Genomic DNA, 22,287 nt, shown 5'->3' with positions numbered 1-22,287 from the left:
CATCGCAAAAGGAGTGCCGGGCACTGAACCTGCCGGCCTGAAACTTCACGGTTTACACTCAATGCCATGGAGGGACGCCATGGCATACAGAATTCATATCCTCGGCGCAGCGGGCACCGGTTGCACTACCTTGGGCAAGGTATTGGCCGAGCACCTGAATATTGCCTGTTTCGACTCCGATTTCTATTACTGGCAGCAAACCCTCGAACCCTTTTCCATCGCCCGGCTCCGGGACGAACGCCTCCGCCTGCTGCAGGAACACACCGCCGGCCATCAAGGCTGGGTATTGTCGGGGTCACTCTGCGGCTGGGGCGACGCGATGATCCCGCTATTCACCCATGTGGTGTTCCTGCGCGTAGAACCGCAAGTGCGCCTGCAACGCCTGCGCCTGCGAGAAGCGCAGCGCTACGGGGAGCAGATCCTGGAAGGTGGCAGCCGCCATCAAAACAGTGTCGCCTTTCTCACCTGGGCCGCACGCTACGATACTGGCAATCACAGCCTACGTAGCCTGCGTCGGCATGAAACCTGGTTGAAACCGTTGAGCTGCCCGGTGATCCGGCTGGACGCTACGCACCATTCGGTTGAGGAGTTGGTGAATCAACTGACGCCGTTGTTGAACCCATCAACCGAGAAATGAGGCCTGGTGCTGTGGGCTCGGCGGTTACGGTGTCAAACCGGCGCACACTCATGCCCCACCCCGGCGCAAACCCCGGGAAGAACACCAGCCCTTGCGCCTCCAGGCAAAACGCCAGGATCAGGCGGGTTTCATCGTCGACTTCGCCGTGGGCCTCCAATTGTTGAATCGCCTCTACCGCCACGCCCGCCTGGCGAGCCAAATGTTCGCGGCTCCAGCCCAGCATAACGCGGGCCTGTGCGCAGTGTTTGGCGGTGAATTGGTGCAGGACGATCTGCTGTTCTACGAAAGAGCTCATTGCCAGAGAGGACATGGGGGTTCTCCAGGTTCGACGGGGGAGGCGCAACTATACTGTGTTTTTGTACAGTTGTTTGTACCGCTCATCATCTGGATTTTTTCGTCGCTGTTTCAACGCCCAGTTATTCCATTCCCGACGCCTCCCGGATAATCAGATGATCCAGGTTCTCGATATTCGCACTGAATACCCCGAACGTTTGCTCGGGGTTTTTCTTGCTGGGAACATGCTTGAGTTCCGGTGTCACTCCGTAGAAGAAACAATACAGCGGTCGCTCGCTGCTGGCCGCTGCCTTGATCTGCTCCAGGAAAACCGTGCGCTTGCGGTAGCTTTCGATGAGCTTTTTGTTCAGATAGGCGTTGACCGAATAAGGCTTCTTGTCGAGCCACACTTTCTTTTCGAAATCGATGCGAAAGCTGCTGGTGTAGTCTTTGACTTCCTTGATCTTGCCCCAGTAGATCAGGCCCTTGTTGTCTTGCAGGTATTCGATTTTCTTGAAGAACGACCAGTAAGTCGCCGTGTGCTCACCAATCTTCAAGGGCATGGCCTTGAGCTTGTCCTTGTCATCGATGTTCGACACATAGCATTCCACCGGATGGGCGAACACGCTGGTTTTGTCCGGGGTTGTGTCGCTGCTGACATGGGATTTCTCAACGCGATTTGAAGGCGTTTTCGTTGGCTCTTGTGGGGCGCCTCCATCGATGCCGGCAGCAGGTGTTTTACGTTCGTACTGACGGCGTGTCAGTACCAATTCCGATGGGAAGTTGTCCTCGCGCTCGTCCTCACTTTCACCGGCCGCGGTCTTTTGGCTGCTGGCATAGCGACAGCCTTCGATATGCCGGGTGCCGGGTTTGTTCTTGAAGTGTGGGGTGCGCAGGTAATTGACGTTCTTGGCGTTGAAGGTGCTCAACACATTGCCGGCGTCGAACGCTGCGCGGCACGCGTCGTTGGGGCAGAGGAAGCGGTCCTTGTCGGAATCGAAGTCAGCGGTTTCGTCGAAATTCAGCTCTCGTACGTCGTAGATCGACAACTTGTCATCGAGAGCCAGGCTGTAGGCCGTGTCGAATTTCATGGGGCTCGGTCCGTGGGAATTTGGCTATTAATAGCCGGATCCTGTGTAAATATCAGCAAGAACCTGCAACGCGTCGTCCGCTCAAGAAGCCTGACGGTAAAAGCGTCTGCAACGGCTCTCGGCGTAGACCCCAAAACCACAACGTAAACACCATTCCACTGAGATGCACGGATCAAATGTGGGAGCTGTCGAGCCCCAGCGAGGCTGCGAAGGGATCGCCTCGGTCCCCTCCGCCAACCCCACCCACCCGCATCACCGCTGCAACCGAGCCCGCTTTTTCTTCTTCGCGTGAAAATGCCGAAAATGCGCATCCTGCGCCGCGGCCAACAACTCCCGATCCCCACGCGTATCGCCCCAGGCCCTGAGCCGATACTCCCCCAGGTCGCCATACACGGCCTCAAGCCGCAGCACCTTATTCTCACAACGGCAGTTATTCCCGGTGAGCTTGCCGGTCAACACCCCGTCGACCACCTCAAGCTCAGTCCCGATCAACTTGATCCCAAGCCGATCGGCAAACGGCTGCAACACCAACGCCGGCGACGCCGAGCACAGCGTCACCACCGCGCCCGAGCCCAACTCCTGCTCCACCGACAGCACGCCCGCCGGGCGCATCAACCGCGCCCAATTACGCTGGCAATACTCCTCGGCCTTCTGCTGCACCCACGTCTTCTGCACCCCGGTCATAAAGGTGCGAATCAACTGCGCCTTCAACTCATCCCGGCTGATCTGCCGCACCAAGAAGCGCAGCCCAGGCACCGCCAGCTTGACCATCCGGCCATAAAACTCACCGGGGCCAAAGGCAAACTTGAGGAAGGGCACGAAACTGTCGTGGTGGGTGAGGGTGCCGTCGAAGTCAAAGACGGAGAGTACTTTGGCGTCGATGGGGCCGGCTTCGAGCATGTCTGGGTTCACGGGTTGGCCTCGGTCCTATCTAGTATTTTTTGTGCGTGCATCAGGTGTGACAGCAGGAGTCTACTCCCGTGCCAATCTTCCGATTTTGGCGTAAAGCCCTTCGGTGAAAGCGTCCCGATCACTCGACCGGTGACAACGCTGATGGCAGTTGGGGCACAAGGCTACAGCATTGGTGATGCGATCCGAACCCTTCTGGGCAAGGTGCTTGACGCGATGTGCTTCAAAAAGTGGCAATTCACCGTGCATTAAAAAGCCCTGAACAAGTCAGGGCTTCATCGTGTTGCTTGGCTTAGGGATCAATCCCAGCTCAGCGCGCCGCCGGTCTGGTACTCGATCACACGGGTCTCGAAGAAGTTTTTCTCTTTCTTCAAGTCCATGATCTCGCTCATCCAAGGGAACGGGTTGGTGGTGCCTGGGTACTCTTCCTTCAAGCCAATCTGCGACAGGCGACGGTTGGCGATGAACTTGAGATAGTCCTCCATCATCGCCGCGTTCATGCCGAGAACACCGCGAGGCATAGTGTCGCGAGCGTACTCGATCTCCAGCTGAGTCCCTTGCAGAATCATCTGGGTCGCTTCTTCCTTCATCTCGGCATCCCACAAATGCGGGTTTTCGATTTTGATCTGGTTGATCACATCGATACCGAAGTTCAGGTGCATCGATTCGTCACGCAGGATGTACTGGAACTGCTCGGCCACGCCGGTCATTTTGTTGCGGCGGCCCATGGACAAAATCTGGGTGAAACCGCAGTAGAAGAAGATGCCTTCCAGCACGCAGTAGTACGCCACCAGGTTTCGCAGCAGTTCCTTGTCGGTCTCGACGGTGCCGGTTTCGAACTTCGGATCGGAGATCGAACGGGTGTACTTCAGGCCCCAAGCCGCTTTCTTAGCGACCGATGGAATCTCGTGGTACATGTTGAAGATCTCGCCTTCATCCATGGCCAGCGATTCGATGCAGTACTGGTAGGCGTGGGTGTGGATCGCCTCTTCGAATGCCTGGCGCAGGATGTACTGGCGGCATTCCGGGTTGGTGATCAGGCGGTACACGGCCAGCACCAGGTTGTTGGCGACCAACGAGTCGGCGGTGGAGAAGAAGCCGAGGTTACGCATGACGATGCGGCGTTCGTCGTCAGTCAGGCCTTCAGGGTTTTTCCACAGGGCGATGTCGGCGGTCATGTTGACCTCTTGCGGCATCCAGTGGTTGGCGCAGCCGTCGAGGTATTTCTGCCAGGCCCAGTCGTACTTGAAGGGCACGAGTTGGTTGAGGTCGGCGCGGCAGTTGATCATGCGTTTTTCGTCAACGGCGACGCGGGCGGCGGAGCCTTCCAGCTCGGCGAGGCCTTCGGCGACGTCGAGTTTGTCCAGGGCGGCCTTGGCGCGCACGATGGCGGCCGAATCACTGGCGGTGACGGCGCGGGCTTCGATGGCGGCAGCGGCGCCGGCACCGTCAAGGCGGTCCATGTTGGCTTCGGTGGCGTGGCCGGCGTTGGCGCCTTTGGTGGCTACTTCGCCTTCTTCTTCTTTGTCGAATTCGTCCCAGCTCAGCATGACGTGTCGTCTCCTGCGTGAGGGCTCAAAGGTGCCCGTGTGAAACCGGATGGTTGGGTGTTCACACGGCCCAATGGCCGCGGTGGATCTTAAGGAATCGTTTGTTGCAGCTAGCGCACGCATTAAACGGAATAGGGCTACGGGTGCTCTGCGTGAGGCTTGAGGTGCGCAGCGGTAGGTGCAAGCTCGCGCGGGATGCCTCAGGTCTGGCTCTTCGTCCCAGTGTAAAGGGATATTGCAGGCCCGATTTACCCGCGCATTATAGGGAAAAATTTGGGTTTGTGTTGCGGCGGATGGTCACTTGAGCGCGCCAAAATGACGTGGTTTTCGGCCAGAGCGAGTGTTTGCAAGGCTTTGCTGGGGATGGAAATTTCTGGCGGGTGTTGGGAGAAATTTTATGGGGAGGGGAGGGAGCAGGTGAGAAGGGCTGTATGGGACGTCGTGGCTGAAACCGCCATCGCAGGCAAGCCAGCTCCCACATTTGATTTGCGGTGTATTCGAGGTGGGTTCTTGGCCGCAAGATTGATTTCTTGCGGCGACCAAGATCCGGGTTGAATCTAAATAACCAAGTTGTTATCCGTTAGAGCAACCATTGCCCATCACTTGATAGTTGAGGATGTGTCGTTGACCTTGGGAGTCTTCATATTCCATCTTTACCGGAACAACTTCACAGACTTCCGGAATACTGCTCATGGACAATACTTTAGCCACATCCAAGTGAGTGCTATAGGTGTAGTCCTCAACGATCGGTGCATTCTGGCCGGCCAGCTCAGTCGGGGCTTCGTCGGCCAGGGCGGCGGTGGCGCACAAGCTGCTGAGGGCCATAACTAATAGAGCTTTCATTTCTTCATTACCTTCTTCAGGGCGAAAGGGGTCACGGGGCCCTTGTGAGGCCGCGTGTGTAACTTAAAAGTTGGGAAGTTCGGATTAACGTGCCTTCGTGGGGGCTGTTACGGTGTTAATCACAGTGCCTTGGTTGGCGTAAGTGATTCTAAGCCTGCGCGTTATATTCATATACCCGTGCTTTTGATAAACACCTTTGGCGGTTTTTGTAACAATCGGTCGATCAACGTTTTTTCAGTTACCCGCAACGCACCGCAGGCCGCGGGCCAGAGCAGCAAGCAGGCATAGCAGGGCAATTTGTAGGGTCTTGTTACTACCATCGTCGAATGGTTCTATAGGCCCACCCCGGCTACAACAGGGGCCATACAACAACAACTATGTCACCGAGGTAAGAAAGATGAGTGCGGCTTCCCTGTACCCTGTTCGCCCCGAAGTAGCAGCCAACACGCTGACCGACGAGGCAACCTACAAGGCCATGTACCAGCAGTCGGTGGTCAACCCCGATGGCTTCTGGCGTGAGCAAGCCAAGCGCCTTGACTGGGTCAAGCCTTTCACCGCGGTGAAGCAGACCTCTTTCGACGACCACCATGTCGACATCAAATGGTTTGCCGATGGCACCTTGAACGTTTCCTACAACTGCCTGGACCGTCACCTTGCCGAACGTGGCGATCAGATCGCGATCATCTGGGAGGGCGATGACCCTGCCGAGAGCCGCAATATCACCTACCGCGAGCTGCATGAAGAAGTCTGCAAGTTCGCCAACGCCTTGCGTGGCCAGGATGTGCATCGCGGCGACGTGGTGACTATCTATATGCCGATGATCCCCGAAGCCGTGGTCGCCATGCTGGCCTGTACCCGCATCGGTGCGATCCATTCGGTGGTGTTCGGCGGTTTTTCCCCGGAAGCCCTGGCCGGTCGCATTATCGACTGTAAGTCGAAAGTGGTGATCACCGCTGACGAAGGCATCCGCGCCGGTAAGAAGATTCCGCTTAAGGCTAACGTCGACGATGCGCTGACCAACCCGGAAACCAGCAGCATCCAGAAGGTTATTGTGTGCAAGCGCACCAATGGCGCGATCAAGTGGAACCAGCATCGCGACATCTGGTACGAAGACTTGATGAAAGTGGCGGGCACCGTGTGTGCGCCAAAAGAGATGGGCGCCGAAGAAGCGCTGTTTATCCTCTATACCTCCGGCTCTACCGGCAAGCCTAAAGGCGTGCAGCACACCACCGGCGGCTACTTGCTGTATGCCGCCCTGACCCACGAGCGAGTGTTCGACTACCGCCCCGGCGAAATCTACTGGTGCACCGCCGACGTTGGTTGGGTCACCGGCCACACCTATATCGTCTACGGCCCGTTGGCCAATGGCGCGACTACGCTGCTGTTCGAAGGCGTGCCGAACTACCCGGACATCACCCGGGTGGCGAAGATCGTCGACAAGCACAAGGTCAACATCCTCTACACCGCACCCACTGCGATCCGCGCCATGATGGCCTCCGGCACTGCCGCCTGCGAAGGCGCCGACGGCAGCAGCCTGCGCCTGCTCGGTTCGGTGGGCGAGCCGATCAACCCAGAAGCCTGGGACTGGTACTACAAGAATGTCGGCCAATCCCGATGCCCGATTGTCGATACCTGGTGGCAGACTGAAACCGGCGCGACCCTGATGAGCCCATTGCCGGGCGCCCACGCGCTCAAGCCAGGCTCGGCCGCGCGGCCTTTCTTTGGTGTAGTGCCGGCGCTGGTGGACAACCTCGGTAACATTATTGAAGGCGCTGCCGAAGGCAATCTGGTGATCCTCGATTCGTGGCCTGGCCAGGCGCGTACCCTGTACGGCGACCATGACCGTTTTGTCGATACCTATTTCAAGACCTTCCGCGGCATGTACTTCACTGGTGATGGCGCCCGTCGCGATGAAGATGGCTACTGGTGGATCACCGGTCGTGTGGATGATGTGTTGAACGTGTCCGGCCACCGCATGGGCACTGCCGAGATTGAAAGCGCCATGGTTGCCCACCCGAAAGTCGCCGAAGCCGCGGTGGTGGGTGTGCCGCACGACATCAAGGGGCAGGGCATCTATGTGTATGTCACGCTCAAGAATGGCGAAGAGCCCAACGAAGCGCTGCGCCTGGAGCTGAAAAACTGGGTGCGCAAGGAAATCGGCCCGATTGCTTCACCGGATGTGATCCAGTGGGCGCCGGGGCTGCCGAAGACACGGTCGGGGAAAATCATGCGCCGCATTTTGCGCAAGATCGCTACGGCTGAATACGATGGGCTGGGGGATATTTCCACCCTGGCGGATCCAAGTGTGGTGGCGCATTTGATTGAGACGCACAAGACCATGAACGTCGCGTAAGCGCGGATAGTCAAATAAAGCCCCATCCGGTTTAAGCCGGATGGGGCTTTTCTACGGGATCTAACAATCACCAGATATCCAGTGTGGGAGGGGGCTTGCTCCCGATAGCATCAGGTCTGTGCCAAATATACTGGCTGACCCGCCGCTATCGGGAGCAAGCCCCCTCTCACATTTGGAGCGCATTTTAACCACCAAGCCAATAAATATCGGTTTTTGCTGTGGGACGTTTCAGAATGTTACCGGCTGGTGCAAATGTGTAACCCCGCATCAAAACCTGAGGCGATGGACCACGCTTGCGCCCCTGAAAACCGCGTTTTAGACCCCCTGATAAATTAGATTAAACGCCACACTTGCCGTGCTAGAAGGGTTTGCGAATAATAGGCCCGCAATTTGCAGCATCATCAGGTTTAATATCTTTTGTCTCTGCATAAATCTCAGAGGCTGTCAATGAGCTGGAACCGCTTTCTCAGTGCTTCTGTAAATTGTTGTCGCATTGAGGAAATATCGGCTTCCGGCCTGTCGTTAGAATGCCGATCACTCGCTCGTCGTCGCAGGTGTCGCCCGCGCAGGACGCAGCCCCGCTATTCGGTTACACCTTCGCGCATCGTGGGCCATGGCTCATACTGCTGTTTTTGCCCTATACCGATGGAGTCCCAAGATGAAGAAACTCGTGCTGTTGGGCGCCCTGGCGCTGTCCGTGCTGTCCATGCAGGCTTTCGCCGAAGGCAAGCCACTGAAAATTGGTATCGAAGCGGCTTACCCTCCGTTTGCTTCGAAGGCACCGGACGGCAGCATCGTCGGGTTTGACTACGACATCGGCAATGCGCTGTGCAAGCAGATGGACGTCAAGTGCACTTGGGTCGAGCAAGAGTTCGACGGCCTGATCCCTGCACTGAAAGTGCGCAAGATCGACGCGATCCTGTCGTCCATGTCCATCACCGAAGACCGCAAGAAGTCCGTGGACTTCACCACTCGCTATTACCTGTCCCCAGCGCGTCTGGTGATGAAGGAAGGCACCACCGTCAGCGACAGCCTGGATGAGTTGAAGGGCAAGAAGATCGGTGTGCAGCGCGGTTCGATCCACGACCGTTTCGCCCGTGAAGTCCTGGCGCCAAAAGGTGCGGATATCAAGGGTTACAGCACCCAGAACGAAATCTACCTGGACGTGGCCGCCGGTCGTCTCGACGGTACCGTGGCTGACGCTACCCTGCTGCAGGACGGCTTCCTGAAAACCGACGCCGGCAAAGGCTACGCGTTTGTAGGCCCGTCGTTCACCGAAGCCAAATACTTCGGCGACGGTATTGGTATCGCAGTGCGCAAAGGCGACAAGGAAAACCTTGAGCGTATCAACGCAGCGATTGCCGCGATCCGTGCCAACGGCGAATACAAGAAAATCCAGGACAAGTACTTCGATTTCGATATTTACGGCGCTGATGCCAAGTAAATAGTCGCAGCTGTCTGTCCGAAATGGCGCAAGCACCAGTCATCCTGAAGTTTGCGCCATTTTTTCATCCCCCTTTTCGAGGACCTGAATCATGTTGAAAGGCTACGGGGCCGTTATCCTCGATGGCGCATGGTTGACGCTTCAGCTCGCCTTGTCGTCCATGGCCTTGGCCATTGTTCTGGGTCTGATCGGGGTCGCGTTACGCCTGTCGCCGGTGCGCTGGTTGGCTTGGCTGGGTGACTTGTACTCCACGGTGATCCGCGGGATCCCCGACCTGGTGCTGATCCTGCTGATTTTCTATGGCGGCCAGGACTTGCTCAACCGCGTCGCGCCGCTATTGGGCTTTGACGACTATATCGACTTGAACCCCTTGGCCGCCGGTATCGGCACCCTGGGTTTCATCTTTGGCGCCTACCTTTCGGAAACTTTCCGTGGCGCCTTCATGGCCATTCCCAAGGGCCAGGCTGAAGCCGGCCTGGCGTATGGCATGAGCAGCTTCCAGGTGTTTTTCCGGGTGATGGTGCCGCAGATGATCCGGCTGGCGATCCCCGGGTTTACCAACAACTGGCTGGTATTGACCAAGGCCACCGCGCTGATTTCGGTGGTGGGTTTGCAAGACATGATGTTCAAGGCCAAGCAGGCGGCCGATGCCACCCGCGAACCTTTTACCTTCTTCCTCGCAGTGGCGGCGATGTACCTGGTGATCACCAGTGTGTCGTTGCTGGCCTTGCGTCATCTTGAGAAGCGCTACTCGGTAGGCGTAAGGGCGGCTGATCTATGATCTTCGACTACAACGTCATCTGGGAGGCCATGCCGCTGTACCTTGGCGGCCTGCTGACCACCCTGAAACTGCTTGCCATTTCGCTGTTCTTCGGCCTGCTCGCGGCCTTGCCCCTGGGCTTGATGCGCGTGTCCAAGCAGCCAATCGTCAACGGCGTGGCCTGGCTCTACACCTACGTGATCCGCGGCACGCCGATGCTGGTGCAGCTGTTTTTGATCTACTACGGCCTGGCGCAGTTCGAAACAGTACGCGAGAGCTTCCTGTGGCCACTGCTGTCCAGCGCGACCTTCTGCGCCTGCCTGGCCTTTGCGATCAACACCAGCGCCTACACCGCCGAGATTATCGCCGGTAGCCTCAAGGCCACGCCTAACGGTGAGATCGAAGCGGCCAAGGCCATGGGCATGTCGCGCTACAAGCTGTACCGCCGCATCCTGTTGCCATCGGCCCTGCGCCGTGCGCTGCCGCAGTACAGCAATGAAGTGATCATGATGCTGCAGACCACCAGCCTGGCGTCCATCGTCACGCTGATCGACATCACCGGTGCCGCGCGTACGGTCAATGCCCAGTATTACCTGCCGTTCGAAGCCTACATCACCGCCGGCGTGTTCTACCTGTGCCTGACCTTCATTCTGGTGCGCCTGTTCAAGTTGGCCGAGCGCCGCTGGCTGAGCTATCTGGCTCCACGGAAGCACTGATATGGAACGTATCGATCATCTGTTGCCCTGGGGGCACCTGGGCTGTGAGCGCCAACTGAGCGTATTTCGCTTCGGCAGCGGCGAGCGCAAAGCCTATATCCAGGCCAGCCTGCACGCTGATGAGTTGCCGGGTATGCGTGCCGCATGGGAACTGAAAAAACGCCTCACCGAGCTGGAACAGCAGGGCGCCCTCAACGGCGTGATCGAGCTGGTGCCGGTGGCCAACCCGATGGGCCTTGGCCAGCTGTTGCAAGGCAGCCATCAGGGGCGTTTCGAAGTGGGCAGCGGCAAGAATTTCAATCGCGACTTCGTTGAGTTGAGCGAGCCGGTCGCTGCGTTGCTGCAAGACAAACTGAGCGATGACCCGCACGCCAATGTGCGCATGATTCGCCAGGCCATGAGCGATACGCTCACCGCCTTGCCCGAGCCGAGCAGCCAGTTGCAAGGCATGCAGCGCATTCTGCTGAGCCATGCCTGCACCGCCGATGTGGTGCTGGACCTGCATTGCGATGCCGAAGCTGCGCTGCACATGTATGCGCTGCCGCAGCACTGGCCGCAGTGGCGGTCGCTGTCAGCGCATTTGAATGTGAAGGTCGGCCTGCTGGCGGAAGATTCCGGCGGCAGTTCGTTCGACGAGGCGTGCTCGTTGCCGTGGCTGCGTTTGTCGCGCCTGTTCCCCGAGGCCCAGATTCCGTTGGCCTGTCTGGCAACAACGTTGGAGTTGGGCGGCCAGGCCGACACCGGCCGTGATGAAGCGATCTTCCACGCCGAAGGCATTCTGGCATTTCTCGCCGAACAGGGCTTGATCAGGGGCCAATGGCCCGCACCGCAACATGAACCTTGTGAAGGCATGCCCTTCGAAGGCACCGAGTTGCTGTTCGCCCCCCATGCCGGTGTGATCAGTTATCTGCGTAAAGCTGGCGACTGGGTAGAAACCGGCGACGAGATTTTTGAAGTGATTGACCCCCTGACCGACCGCGTAAGCACCATTTGTGCGGGCACCTCGGGGGTGTTGTTTGCCGTTGAACGGCTACGTTATGCCCAAGCGGGTTTCTGGCTGGCCAAGGTGGCGGGGCGCGAAGCGCTGCGTCACGGGCGCTTGCTCAACGACTGACCACCTGTTTTTGTGAGAACCGACCGCATGTACAAGCTTGAAGTCCAAGACCTGCATAAACGCTATGGCAGTCATGAAGTGCTCAAAGGTGTGTCCTTGGCCGCAGCGGCCGGTGATGTGATCAGCATCATCGGTTCCAGCGGTTCGGGCAAAAGTACCTTTTTGCGCTGCATCAACCTGCTGGAGCAGCCCCACGCCGGCAAGATTCTGCTCAATAACGAAGAGCTGAAACTGGTGGCCAACAAGGATGGCGCCATGAAGGCTGCCGACCCAAAGCAACTGCAACGTATGCGTTCACGCCTGTCCATGGTGTTCCAGCATTTCAACCTGTGGTCGCATATGACCGCGCTTGAAAACGTGATGGAAGCCCCGGTGCACGTGCTGGGCATGTCGAAGAAAGAGGCCCGTGAAAAGGCCGAGCATTACCTGGCCAAGGTCGGCGTGGGCCATCGTAAGGATGCGTTCCCCGGCCACATGTCCGGTGGCGAACAGCAGCGTGTGGCGATTGCCCGTGCGCTGGCGATGGAGCCCGAGGTAATGCTGTTCGATGAGCCTACTTCGGCGCTGGATCCGGAGCTGGTGGGCGAAGTGCTCAAGGTCATGCAGGACCTGGCCCAGGAAGGCCGCACCATGGTAGTGGTGACCCACGAAATGGGCTTTGCCCGTGAAGTGTCGAACCAGTTGGTGTTTTTGCACAAAGGCATTGTTGAAGAGCGTGGTAATCCGCGGGAAGTGCTGGTGAACCCGCAGTCCGAACGGTTGCAGCAGTTCCTCTCTGGCAGTTTGAAATAGTCAAGGCTGCTTTTGTGCACCGGGATAGTGCATGCTCCGCAGTCTTGAGGTTAGCCCCGATCTCTTGTGGGAGCTGGCTTGCCTGCGATAGCGATGCATCAGTCAATGATGTGTTAACTGACCCACCGTCATCGCAGGCAAGCCAGCTCCCACTTTTGATCTCTGTTTGTTTTGGGATTTGTAATTGATTACGGGCTAGCATTGGCCCACGGCTTCTTTCACTGTTTTCGCTCCGGATAGCACTCCATGACCGCCCACAAAATTGGTTTCCTGATTTGGCCCAGCACAAAAGCACTCACGCTTGCGCTGGCTGAGGAGGCCTTGCGCGTTGCTCAGCGGGTGCATCCGGATGTGGTCTACGAGTTGTCTTTTCTGCAGGCCGAGCCGCAAACCGAGGGGGCCTGGCAGTTGCCGGGCGAGCCGTGGGCCGGCAAGTTGGAAGGCTTTCAGAAACTGTTCCTGCTGGCGGATGAGCCGCCTACCGTCATTGCGTCGCAGCTCAGCACTGCGCTCAAGCAGCTGGTTCGGGCCGGGTGCGTGATCGGTGGGTTATCGGCGGGTGTGTACCCGTTGGCCCAGCTTGGTCTGTTGGATGGTTATCGTGCTGCCGTGCATTGGCGCTGGCAGGATGACTTTGCCGAGCGCTTCCCCAAGGTCATCGCCACCAGCCATTTGTTCGACTGGGACCGTGATCGCCTGACCGCTTGTGGCGGCATGTCGGTACTCGACCTGCTGCTGGCGGTGCTGGCCCGCGATCACGGCGCGGAGTTGGCCGGTGCTGTGTCCGAGGAATTGGTGGTGGAGCGCATCCGCGAAGGCGGTGAGCGCCAACGTATTCCACTGCAAAACCGCCTGGGCTCCAGCCATCCCAAGCTGACCCAGGCGGTGCTGTTGATGGAAGCCAATATCGAAGAGCCGCTGACCACCGACGAGATCGCCCAGCACGTGTGCGTGTCGCGACGACAACTGGAACGGATTTTCAAGCAATACCTCAATCGCGTCCCCAGCCAGTACTACCTGGAACTGCGCCTGAACAAGGCGCGCCAGATGTTGATGCAAACCAGCAAGTCGATCATCCAGATCGGCCTGTCGTGCGGCTTCTCCTCGGGGCCGCATTTCTCCAGCGCTTACCGCAATTTCTTTGGCGCCACGCCGCGCGAAGACCGCAACCAGCGGCGCAGCAGCAGCCCCTTCGAGTTGTCGTCGGTGCCCTCAGAGCGCGGCTGATTAAACAGTTAGTCTTCTTCTGGCACTGGCAGAGCTGCCACCAGCGGCGTGCCTTGGGAGTCCACGGTGGCGGCCGCGACCTGGAAGTCCACACCTGTGCGTTGGTAGTACTGACGCAAGCGCTCCATGCTTTGCGCCGACAGTGGGTTGCCGCTCAAGTCGCTGTCGCCATTGAAGGTTGCTGACGTCTCCAGCAAGTCCTGCGGTATCTCCCGGATCGCGTTATTGCTCAGGTCCAGCGTTTGCAGTTGATCCAGGCCAAATACGCCCTCTGGAACTTCGCTCAGTGCCGCGTTGCTCAGGTACAGCGCAACCAGTTGGTTCAGCGAGCCGACGTCAGGGGCGTGACCCAGGGGGTTGTTGCTCAAATTAACAAACTCAAGTTCGGTCAACCCCGTTAGCACGCCTCGGGTTTCGGGTGTCAGCCGGATTGCGCATTCCGTTATATCCAATGTGGACAGTTTGGGCATGTGCTGGATCGCCTCAGGCAGGGTGCCCAGGGAGCACTTGCTCAGTTTGAGGGTTTGCAAATGGCTGAAGCTGCGCAACGTACCGTCGACACCAGTCGTGGTGCCGTTGCCGTCCAGTTGGAACGAGGTTACGTGGTCGAAGTTGGCGTTCAATTCCGGCAAGTCGCCCAGCACTGGTGTGTCGAGTAAGACCTGGTGGGTCAGCTCATCGTCCAGGCTTTCTTCATCCTCGGGGGCTTCTCGTCGCCACGCCTGCTCCAGCAGTGTCTTGAAGTTGCGCCGCCTCAGTTGGTCCTGGGCGCGGGTTTGTTCGTCAATAGGCACATTCAGGATGGGGTGCCGATCCGGTACAGCCTGCACCCACACCTGCAGGTCGTTGTTCAGTTGCTCGTATTCAGCTTCCAGGCGCGCCAACGTAGGTTCGATTGCCGCCATGTCGCCGGGCAGGCGGAAGATGAAACGGTCTGCCTCGTTATCCAGAAACGACGGGTATAGCCGCTGCGTGCGCATGCGTTGTGATTCGGATGCCTGGGCGGCGAAACTCTCCCCGGTGCGCTGGCAGTAGCGTTTGATCGACTCCAGGGTTTGAGGTGTCAAGGGGTTTGCGGAAAGGACCAGGCCACTGGTGGTTGAGGCCGGCATGGAAAAAAGTGCCTCGGGCAGTTGCTCAATGGCGTTTTTGCTCAAGTTGACCGACTGGCGTGGCGGGCCGCCCAGCAGGCTAGGGGGTACCTGTGTCAAACCGGTGTCTTTCAGCGAGATTGTGCTCAGATTGGGCAGGTGACTGAAATCCGGAGTACGGCCCAGCGGGTTGTGGTCCAGGTATAAATATTCGAGGCTGGTCATGCCTTGCAACCCCGCTACGCTGGTAGGGCTGAGTTCTATTGAGCAGCGTGGCAGCCCCAGAATGGATAGTGCCTGCCGGTTGAGCACTTGGGCAGGGATGTCGCCGAGCCTCACGTTGTTGATGTCCAGGATACTTAGGGCCGGGAAGCTGTCGATAAAGGCGGTTGACCCCATCGGGCTACCATTGCCTTTGATGGTCAGTGAGCCAACATGCTTGAAGTGCGCGCTCAGCGTGGGCAGCTCGCCTGCGAGCGTCGCGGGGATTTCCAGCAAATGGACGAATTGAGTGTCCTGGGGTGTTTCCCTGCGCCAGCTTTGCTCAAGTAATGTGCTGAGCTCGCTTCGCCGGGTGGCTTCCGATGGCTGCAACTGCGGCTGTTGCGTCCAGTGGTTGAGCTCGGACTTTAGCGTATCCAGTTCACCGGCCAACCTTGCCAGCTCGCGCCTACCCGCTTCCAGGTCGCCTGGGAGGCTGTAGATAAACTGGTTGATCTGGTCGGTGTCCAGTGAGGGATACAGCATTTTTGCGTCGCGCACATCCACTGCCGGAGCATCGGCCTCCCAGTAGGTGCCGTGCTGCTGGTAATAGGCTTTAACGCGCTCGAGGGTGGCCGATGACAGTGGGTTGTCAGATAGGTCGAAGGCAGCGCTGGTATGTGACGGAAGATCGAACAGTGCTTCCGGTAATTCTCCGATCTGGTTGCCGCTGAGAAAGGCTGCGCTAAGGTCGTTGCGGGTGAGCAAACCGGGAGGGAGGCGATCGATGCCGGTTTCGGACAGGTCCAGTGTGTTCAGCTCGGTCATCGCTTCCACAGTGGGCACCCGACCCAAGGGGTTTTTATGCAGGTCCAGGGTTTGCAATTGGGTCATCGAGGCGAGCTGGGTTTGGCTGTGCGGCGTCAGGGTAATTGCGCAGTCGCTCAGGCTCAATGCGTTCAAGCTGCGCATCTGAAGTACGGCTGGGGGCAGGTTGCCCAAGGGAATACTGTCAACGATCAAGTGACGCAATCGGGGAAAGTTACCCAGGAACGCGGCGGCTCCTTGCGTGTGGTTGCTGCCTGACAGCGTCAGCATTGATACGTGATCGAAGTTGGCGGACAGTCGCGGCAGTTCGCCACGAATAGGGTAACGCAGGTTCATTCGGTAGCCGTCGCGCGCCGGGTCTTCGAAGTAGTCATCGAGGGGTAACTCCCTGCGCCAGCAGCGTTTGAGTTCGCGGGCAATGAGTCTGCGATTGCGTTGCTCGTACAGACGCTGGTGTGCGCTGAGTAGGGCGCCGTTTCCGGGGGGCCGAAGCGGAATGTCGCGTTGCCAGGCATTCAGGTCATGTTCCAGTTGGTTGTATTCGATGCGCAGCGCCTCAACGCCTTCGAGTGCACCGCCAGGCTGTGAGTGCAAGTGGTTCACCAGGGTAGTCAATTGGCGTTCGCGAAGTCTGGGGTACAGGTCGTGCGCGCGTTGAAGCAAGTTCACAGGTCTTAACGGCGCCGGCGCCTGGGCACGATAGCCGTTGTCGCTGCCCAGCAGGCGCAGGGCTTCAGTGACACTTTCCGGCTTGCTATCAGGGGTGAGTAGTGTGCGCAGTTCACTGCGTGGCAGCGGCGCTTGCCGCAGGCGCTGCTTGAGTTGTGCGCCGTCGTGGATGCCAAGGCCGAGCTGGTCACGCTGCTTATCGGGTAGGGCACTTAAAACGGCTGAGTACAGGTCGGTCTCGCTGGAGAGGGCACCCTGTTCATTGTGGGGCTGGTAGCGGCCGGCTTCAGTACGCACCAACGTGCGCTGGATCGGGGCGTCATCTGGACCGATCCGCAGCCAGCTCGGTCCGGTTTGCGAGTGGTGACGAGCCTCTAGCTGTACCTCGCCAGACCAGCCTGGCAGTGCGCGCAGGGAGTTCAGTGCCAGGCGATCAGTGTCCAGGGAGGGCGGCGTATTCAAGTGCTGACCCTCATAGGCACGGTTGATCCGTACTTCATTCAACGCGGTGCGTGCCAGTTCGGCCAGGCGCGGGGGCGTGTTTCGTTCATGCAGTGCTTCAAGTTCTGCACCGCTGGCCTCGCTCACAAGTGTTTTCGCAACGCTTATAGGCAGTTCAGGCGTGGTGGTGAGCAATTGCTGGGTAAGCGGTTCGGTGGTGGCTTGCAACGTCGCATAACGCGAGTCGAACAACGCGCTGCGCTGGCTATCGGCAATGTCCGCGAGCTTATGGCGTAGCAGTTGGGCGCGGCGATCCAGGCTGAGTTCGGGATCGCTGGCGCGCTCACCGAACGGCGCACGGATTTCTTCGCTGCTCATCCCACGCAGGACGGTCTTCAGCAAGTCGCCGTTCTCCAGTTGGGCCTCAAATACCTGAATCACTGGCATGCGCTCATCACCGAACTCCCAGGCTGTTTGCCCCTTGTCGTTGACGATGCGCAAGGCTTTGGTGGGCGGCCACGAGCCGTGGGTGGTCAACACTTGCAAGGTATCTTGTGGGTCAATCAGGTGGTACACCGCCGGGTCGTCGCTGCGTAGCTGATCGATCAGCCGCTGGATGCTGCGGTCGATGCGCAGACGACTCAAGGTATCGTCCAGTAGCGGCGATAGAGGCTCGCTGTTGAGGTGCATTTTGCGCACGACACCCTCATCCACGCCGCTGATGTGCAAGCCCAGTTCCCGGTCCGCTTCGCTTAAATCCTGCACGCTGTGCCCCAGTCTGCGCAGCAACGTGTGCTTGTCCCACTGCAAGGGCTGTTCGAGTTCGGTGTGCCACGCGCCGGCGCCGTTGTGTCGCACAATCGGGCGATAGGCGTCAGGGCGGCTGGGGTGTTTGATGTAGTAAAAATCACTGTCCGGACTTTCTTCCACGGTGTACAGCTTGTTTTCCAGTGGCAGGATTGTTTCCTTGCGTACCTCGTGCAGGCCCAGCTCGTTGATACCCAGGCGCGTTGGCAACGATGATGGGTACTCATAGGGCGCCAGGTCCGGTTTCCAGTAGCGTTTGGCGCCGTTGGCCAGGCTCACCGGTTTGAAGCTGTCAATGTACGCGAGGACGTTTTCGGGCAGCACTTTACGCAGTTCGGTCGGGCCAATTTGGGTGCCCGCAGCGAAAGCACCCATCTGCACCAGGGATTCCAGCACGCTCATCAGATGACCGAAGGCTTCATTGCCCAGGCCTTCAGCCCAGTCGATCACGCCTTCGAACACGTCATCGAGCAGTTGATAAGCCATGTATCCCAGCATCAATTCGCCCAGGCCCGGCACGAAGGGGGCGACCACCATCAGTGCGGCGTTGAGGATCGAGGAAGCCACATCGACGAAAGAGTCCCAAAGCCGCCAGCGCGCCTCACGATCGACGCTGGCGGTGGAGACGGCCAGTGTGCGGGCGTCGTTGAGAATCTTGTCGAGTTTGCGACGGTACAGATGCAACCAGGGATCGCCCCAGACAGGCTGCGCATCAAACTGTAGCTTGGGGTCTTCGATGGGGGTGCTGCGCCACGGCGATTGGCCGCTGCCCCTGACCGGCGGGTGCCAGGTGATGCGCACCAGGCGCTGGCTCAAGCCGGAAAAAAACACCCCGCGTTGGGCGTGGGGTACAAAGCGGCTGAAGAAGGTCTGGTAATCGCGGTCGCGTAGTTGCCGGGTCAGTTCCTGTTTGAATGCCAAAGGCGAGGCGTATTCCTTGAGCGGGTGCTGCGGATCATCTGGAACGTATGCCACCAGGCGTTGCGGCGAGCGCGGTCTCTCAAGGTCGGGAGAGAACAGTTGAATGCCGGTCAGCGCAATGTCCATCATGCGCAGCTCCTGACAGCGCAACGGTTGGCCGTTGAGCCTGAGGTTGGGCGTGCCAGCTACCAGCCCTTCGATCAAGTCAGCATAGTCGTCGCTGATATCGTCCTTGATACGTGCCAGTTGCACGGCTGCATGCAGGGCGGCTTTCTGGCTGGCGTCGACCTTCAGGCGCAATACCGCAGCGGCAACCGGGTTGGACATGCCCAGCTCATCGTTGAGGTAGCGGGCGTAGCGGGCACCCATGTCCAGGTCACGGCACAGGCTGGCGAATGCCTGGATCGATAGCACGCGTTTGATCTGCGGCAAAGTGTCGAATTGCCCGCTGGCCGAAGGCTGCGTGATAAAGGTCGAGGCCGGCTCGTAGGCGTCAGCCAGGGTTTCCTTGAGCTCAAAGTTATGCAGGGCGGCGTCGAGCAGCGAAACCGTCCAGGTGCGCGCTGCGCCGGAGCGTATCGGGAACCAGGGGGTACGATCAGGGATATACAGGCGTAAATAGGTTGTCTCGACGTTCAGGTCCAGGCCGTAATCGGCTTTCAATGCCTGTTCGAGAATCGGCTTGGCGAACGCCTTGGCGTCCTGCAGGTGCTGCAATGCCCGATCTACGCTGTTCTGTGCCTCCCAGTGGGCACCGGTCAGTCGCGCGAGCGCGGCGCGTTGTTCGGCACTGCCCGGTAGCTGTTGTGGCTGGGTGGCGGCAAGTGCCTGGCGTTTGTCGGCGCAGGCATTGCCGAGCCAGGAGGGCAGGGTGTCGGTCAACAATTGATAGTGGCTGTCGGGCAGGCGGGTATCGGAATAATCGAGGTTCGTCATGGAGCGGGTCCGTGCAAGTCATGAAGCCCGCAGTAAACCAGCCGGTTGCAGAGGGGGGACTTTAGATAGTTAGGGGGCGCAACCCTTTCACTGGATAACCCTGACGCAAACCTGGCGCAGCGTTTAAACTGCGCCATTGCGACGCTATTTGTCGCATTGGCGTAAACCCGCTAAAAACGCGGGTTGGCGCTATAAGAAGTTGTCGCTTGGCGGCAAGGCCCTACTGAAAACTGTCCTTACAATCCCTGCATCGCCCGCCAGTTCCAGGCAGGCGTTCCTCTTCAGGAGACTCCGATGTCCGTTGAGCAAGCCCCGGTGCAACGTGCCGATTTCGACCAAGTAATGGTGCCTAACTATGCACCTGCCGCCTTTATCCCTGTGCGTGGCCAAGGTTCGCGCGTGTGGGATCAAGCAGGTCGTGAGCTGATCGACTTTGCCGGCGGCATCGCGGTCAACGTGTTGGGCCACGCCCACCCGGCGCTGGTCGGTGCACTGACCGAACAGGCCAACAAGTTGTGGCATGTGTCCAACGTCTTTACTAACGAGCCGGCGCTGCGCCTGGCCCACAAGCTGATCGACGCCACTTTTGCCGATCGCGTGTTCTTCTGCAACTCCGGCGCCGAGGCCAATGAGGCTGCGTTCAAGCTGGCCCGTCGTGTGGCCTTTGACCGTTTCGGCAGCGAGAAATACGAGATTATCGCCGCGCTGAACAGCTTCCACGGCCGTACCCTGTTCACCGTCAACGTCGGCGGCCAGTCCAAGTACTCCGATGGTTTCGGGCCTAAAATCACCGGCATCACCCACGTTCCTTATAACGATCTGGCTGCGCTGAAGGCCGCTGTGTCGGGCAAGACCTGCGCCGTAGTGCTGGAACCGATCCAGGGTGAAGGCGGCGTACTGCCGGCTGAACTGGCTTACCTGCAAGGTGCCCGCGAACTGTGCGACGCGAACGACGCGCTGCTGGTGTTCGACGAAGTGCAAACCGGCATGGGCCGCAGCGGCCACCTGTTTGCCTACCAGCATTACGGTGTGACGCCGGACATCCTTACCAGCGCCAAGAGCCTGGGCGGCGGTTTCCCGATTGCGGCGATGCTTACCCGTGAAGACTTGGCCAAGCACCTGGTGGTCGGCACCCACGGCACCACCTACGGCGGCAACCCGCTGGCGTGCGCAGTGGCCGAAGCGGTGATCGACGTGATCAATACGCCAGAAGTATTGGCCGGCGTTAATGCCAAGCATGACTTGTTCAAGGCGCGCCTGGAGCAGATCGGCACGCAATACGGCATCTTCACCGAGGTGCGTGGCATGGGCCTGCTGATCGGTTGCGTGCTCAGCGATGCCTTCAAGGGCAAGGCCAAGGACGTGTTCAACGCGGCCGAAAAAGAGAATCTGATGATCCTGCAAGCTGGCCCGGACGTGGTGCGTTTTGCGCCGAGCCTGGTGGTGGAAGAGGCGGATATCAACGAAGGGCTGGATCGTTTTGAGCGTGCTGTGAAGACGTTGACCCAAGCCTGATACAAATCTATCTGCCGGACCGGATCAAATGTGGGAGGGGGCTTGCCCCCTCCCACATTAGGAACAGTGTTGTTCCTGACCTGTCCGGTATTTTTTTCTATGAGTTTTTCGAGTTAAGGAGTAACACCATGCTGGTGATGCGCCCCGCGCAAATGGCTGATCTGGGCGAGGTACAGCGTCTGGCTGCAGACAGCCCGATTGGTGTTACGTCCTTGCCAGACGATGTGGAACGCCTGAGCGACAAGATCGCCGCCAGCGAAGCTTCTTTCGCGGCCGAGGTAAGCTTCAACGGTGAAGAGAGCTATTTCTTCGTGCTTGAAGACACCGATACCGGCAAGCTCGCCGGTTGCTCGGCCATCGTTGCTTCAGCCGGCTACTCCGAGCCGTTCTACAGTTTCCGTAACGAAACCTTCGTGCACGCCTCCCGAGAGCTGAAGATCCATAACAAGATCCACGTGCTTTCCCAGTGCCATGACCTGACCGGGAACAGCCTGCTCACCAGTTTCTACGTGGTGCCGGAATTGGTCGGATCGCCCTGGTCGGAACTTAACTCCCGTGGCCGCCTGTTGTTCGTTGCCAGCCACCCCGAGCGCTTTGCCGATTCGGTGGTAACCGAGATTGTCGGCTACAGCGACGAAAACGGTGATTCGCCGTTCTGGGACGCCATCGGTCGCAACTTCTTCGACCTCAACTATGCTGCCGCCGAGCGCCTGTGCGGGCTGAAAAGCCGCACCTTTCTCGCCGAGCTAATGCCGCATTACCCGATCTACGTGCCGCTGTTGCCGGACGAAGCCCAGGAAGCCATGGGCCAGGTGCACCCGCGTGCGCAGATCACCTTCGATATCCTGATGCGCGAAGGTTTCGAGACCGATCACTACATCGACATCTTCGACGGTGGCCCGACGCTACATGCACGGGTTTCGGGTATTCGCTCGATCGCCCAGAGCCGCGTGGTACCGGTGAAGATCGGCGAGATGGTCAAGGGCGTCGGTCGCCAGTACTTGGTGAGTAACGCGCAGTTGCAGGATTACCGCGCGGTGATGCTGGAGCTGGACTATGCGCCTGGTAAGCCAGTAACCCTGGACCTGGCGGCCGCCGAAGCCCTGGGCGTTGGCGAAGGCGCGAGCGTGCGTTTGGTTGCGGTATAAAAACAGAGTTTCGCGGGTGGC

General features: G+C 58.8%; 16 protein-coding genes and 1 pseudogene. 10 read left to right on the top strand and 7 right to left on the bottom strand.

The features are described from left to right. Window positions 1–79: 79 nt before the first annotated feature. Window positions 80–637 (top strand): AAA family ATPase, encoded by a 558-nt coding sequence (locus FW800_RS19750; protein WP_032879814.1) that lies wholly within the window; start codon window positions 80–82, stop codon window positions 635–637. On the opposite strand, the gene FW800_RS19745 is transcribed toward FW800_RS19750, so the two are convergent. From FW800_RS19745 to FW800_RS19720, 6 genes and pseudogenes are all read right to left on the bottom strand, one after another. Then, window positions 567–947, bottom strand: a complete 381-nt coding sequence (locus FW800_RS19745) for a helix-turn-helix domain-containing protein (protein WP_032803685.1) — start codon at window positions 945–947, stop codon at window positions 567–569. The two genes, FW800_RS19750 and FW800_RS19745, sit on opposite strands and share 71 nt — an antisense overlap. A 106-nt stretch (window positions 948–1,053) precedes the next feature. Next, on the bottom strand, window positions 1,054–2,001 hold the full coding sequence (locus FW800_RS19740; RefSeq protein WP_446438280.1) for a hypothetical protein: 948 nt from the start codon (window positions 1,999–2,001) through the stop codon (window positions 1,054–1,056). Between the two features lie 252 nt (window positions 2,002–2,253). Further along, entirely contained in the window at window positions 2,254–2,901 is a 648-nt protein-coding gene (locus FW800_RS19735; RefSeq protein WP_032879816.1) for an HAD-IB family hydrolase, read from the bottom strand. Between the two features lie 72 nt (window positions 2,902–2,973). Next, window positions 2,974–3,147 (bottom strand): annotated as a pseudogene (locus FW800_RS19730) (HNH endonuclease); the annotation flags it as partial. A gap of 62 nt (window positions 3,148–3,209) precedes the next feature. Then, window positions 3,210–4,460: a ribonucleotide-diphosphate reductase subunit beta gene (locus FW800_RS19725; RefSeq protein ID WP_005790649.1), complete on the bottom strand. Its 1,251-nt coding sequence runs from the start codon at window positions 4,458–4,460 to the stop codon at window positions 3,210–3,212. A gap of 573 nt (window positions 4,461–5,033) precedes the next feature. Beyond that, complete coding sequence (locus FW800_RS19720) at window positions 5,034–5,303, bottom strand: DUF2790 domain-containing protein (RefSeq protein ID WP_014719601.1); 270 nt, start codon at window positions 5,301–5,303, stop codon at window positions 5,034–5,036. Between the two features lie 397 nt (window positions 5,304–5,700). Between FW800_RS19720 and acs the strand changes: the two genes are divergently transcribed. From acs to FW800_RS19685, 7 genes are all read left to right on the top strand, one after another. After that, entirely contained in the window at window positions 5,701–7,656 is a 1,956-nt protein-coding gene (gene acs, locus FW800_RS19715) for an acetate--CoA ligase (protein WP_005790645.1), read from the top strand. A gap of 658 nt (window positions 7,657–8,314) precedes the next feature. Then, on the top strand, window positions 8,315–9,100 hold the full coding sequence (locus FW800_RS19710; RefSeq protein ID WP_034128472.1) for an ABC transporter substrate-binding protein: 786 nt from the start codon (window positions 8,315–8,317) through the stop codon (window positions 9,098–9,100). A gap of 91 nt (window positions 9,101–9,191) precedes the next feature. Further along, window positions 9,192–9,881, top strand: coding sequence for an ABC transporter permease (locus FW800_RS19705; protein ID WP_032879821.1), 690 nt, complete (start codon window positions 9,192–9,194; stop codon window positions 9,879–9,881). Beyond that, window positions 9,878–10,576, top strand: a complete 699-nt coding sequence (locus tag FW800_RS19700) for an ABC transporter permease (RefSeq protein WP_103734779.1) — start codon at window positions 9,878–9,880, stop codon at window positions 10,574–10,576. The genes FW800_RS19705 and FW800_RS19700 overlap by 4 nt, the downstream gene beginning before the upstream one ends. A 1-nt stretch (window position 10,577) precedes the next feature. Continuing rightward, on the top strand, window positions 10,578–11,690 hold the full coding sequence (locus tag FW800_RS19695) for a succinylglutamate desuccinylase/aspartoacylase family protein (protein ID WP_103734780.1): 1,113 nt from the start codon (window positions 10,578–10,580) through the stop codon (window positions 11,688–11,690). Window positions 11,691–11,717: 27 nt separating this feature from the next. Next, window positions 11,718–12,482: an ABC transporter ATP-binding protein gene (locus FW800_RS19690; protein ID WP_005790637.1), complete on the top strand. Its 765-nt coding sequence runs from the start codon at window positions 11,718–11,720 to the stop codon at window positions 12,480–12,482. Between the two features lie 246 nt (window positions 12,483–12,728). Beyond that, window positions 12,729–13,709: a GlxA family transcriptional regulator gene (locus tag FW800_RS19685; RefSeq protein WP_005790635.1), complete on the top strand. Its 981-nt coding sequence runs from the start codon at window positions 12,729–12,731 to the stop codon at window positions 13,707–13,709. 8 nt (window positions 13,710–13,717) lie between these two features. Here FW800_RS19685 and FW800_RS19680 read toward each other — a convergent pair whose 3' ends face one another. Further along, the gene (locus FW800_RS19680) at window positions 13,718–19,603 is read right to left on the bottom strand and encodes a dermonecrotic toxin domain-containing protein (RefSeq protein WP_446438279.1); all 5,886 of its coding nucleotides are present in this window, start codon (window positions 19,601–19,603) and stop codon (window positions 13,718–13,720) included. 294 nt (window positions 19,604–19,897) lie between these two features. On the opposite strand from FW800_RS19680, the gene FW800_RS19675 reads away from it, so the two are divergent. Beyond that, complete coding sequence (locus FW800_RS19675) at window positions 19,898–21,118, top strand: aspartate aminotransferase family protein (RefSeq protein WP_032879829.1); 1,221 nt, start codon at window positions 19,898–19,900, stop codon at window positions 21,116–21,118. Window positions 21,119–21,246: 128 nt separating this feature from the next. Continuing rightward, a complete protein-coding gene (gene aruF, locus FW800_RS19670; protein ID WP_005790628.1) occupies window positions 21,247–22,266 on the top strand; it encodes an arginine/ornithine succinyltransferase subunit alpha in 1,020 nt (339 codons plus the stop codon). Window positions 22,267–22,287 lie beyond the last annotated feature (21 nt).

The sequence above is a fragment of the Pseudomonas sp. 910_23 genome, from assembly GCF_052850795.1.
The sequence above is the reverse complement of the archived record's forward strand: the minus strand, read 5'-3'. Positions and strand labels throughout refer to the sequence as shown.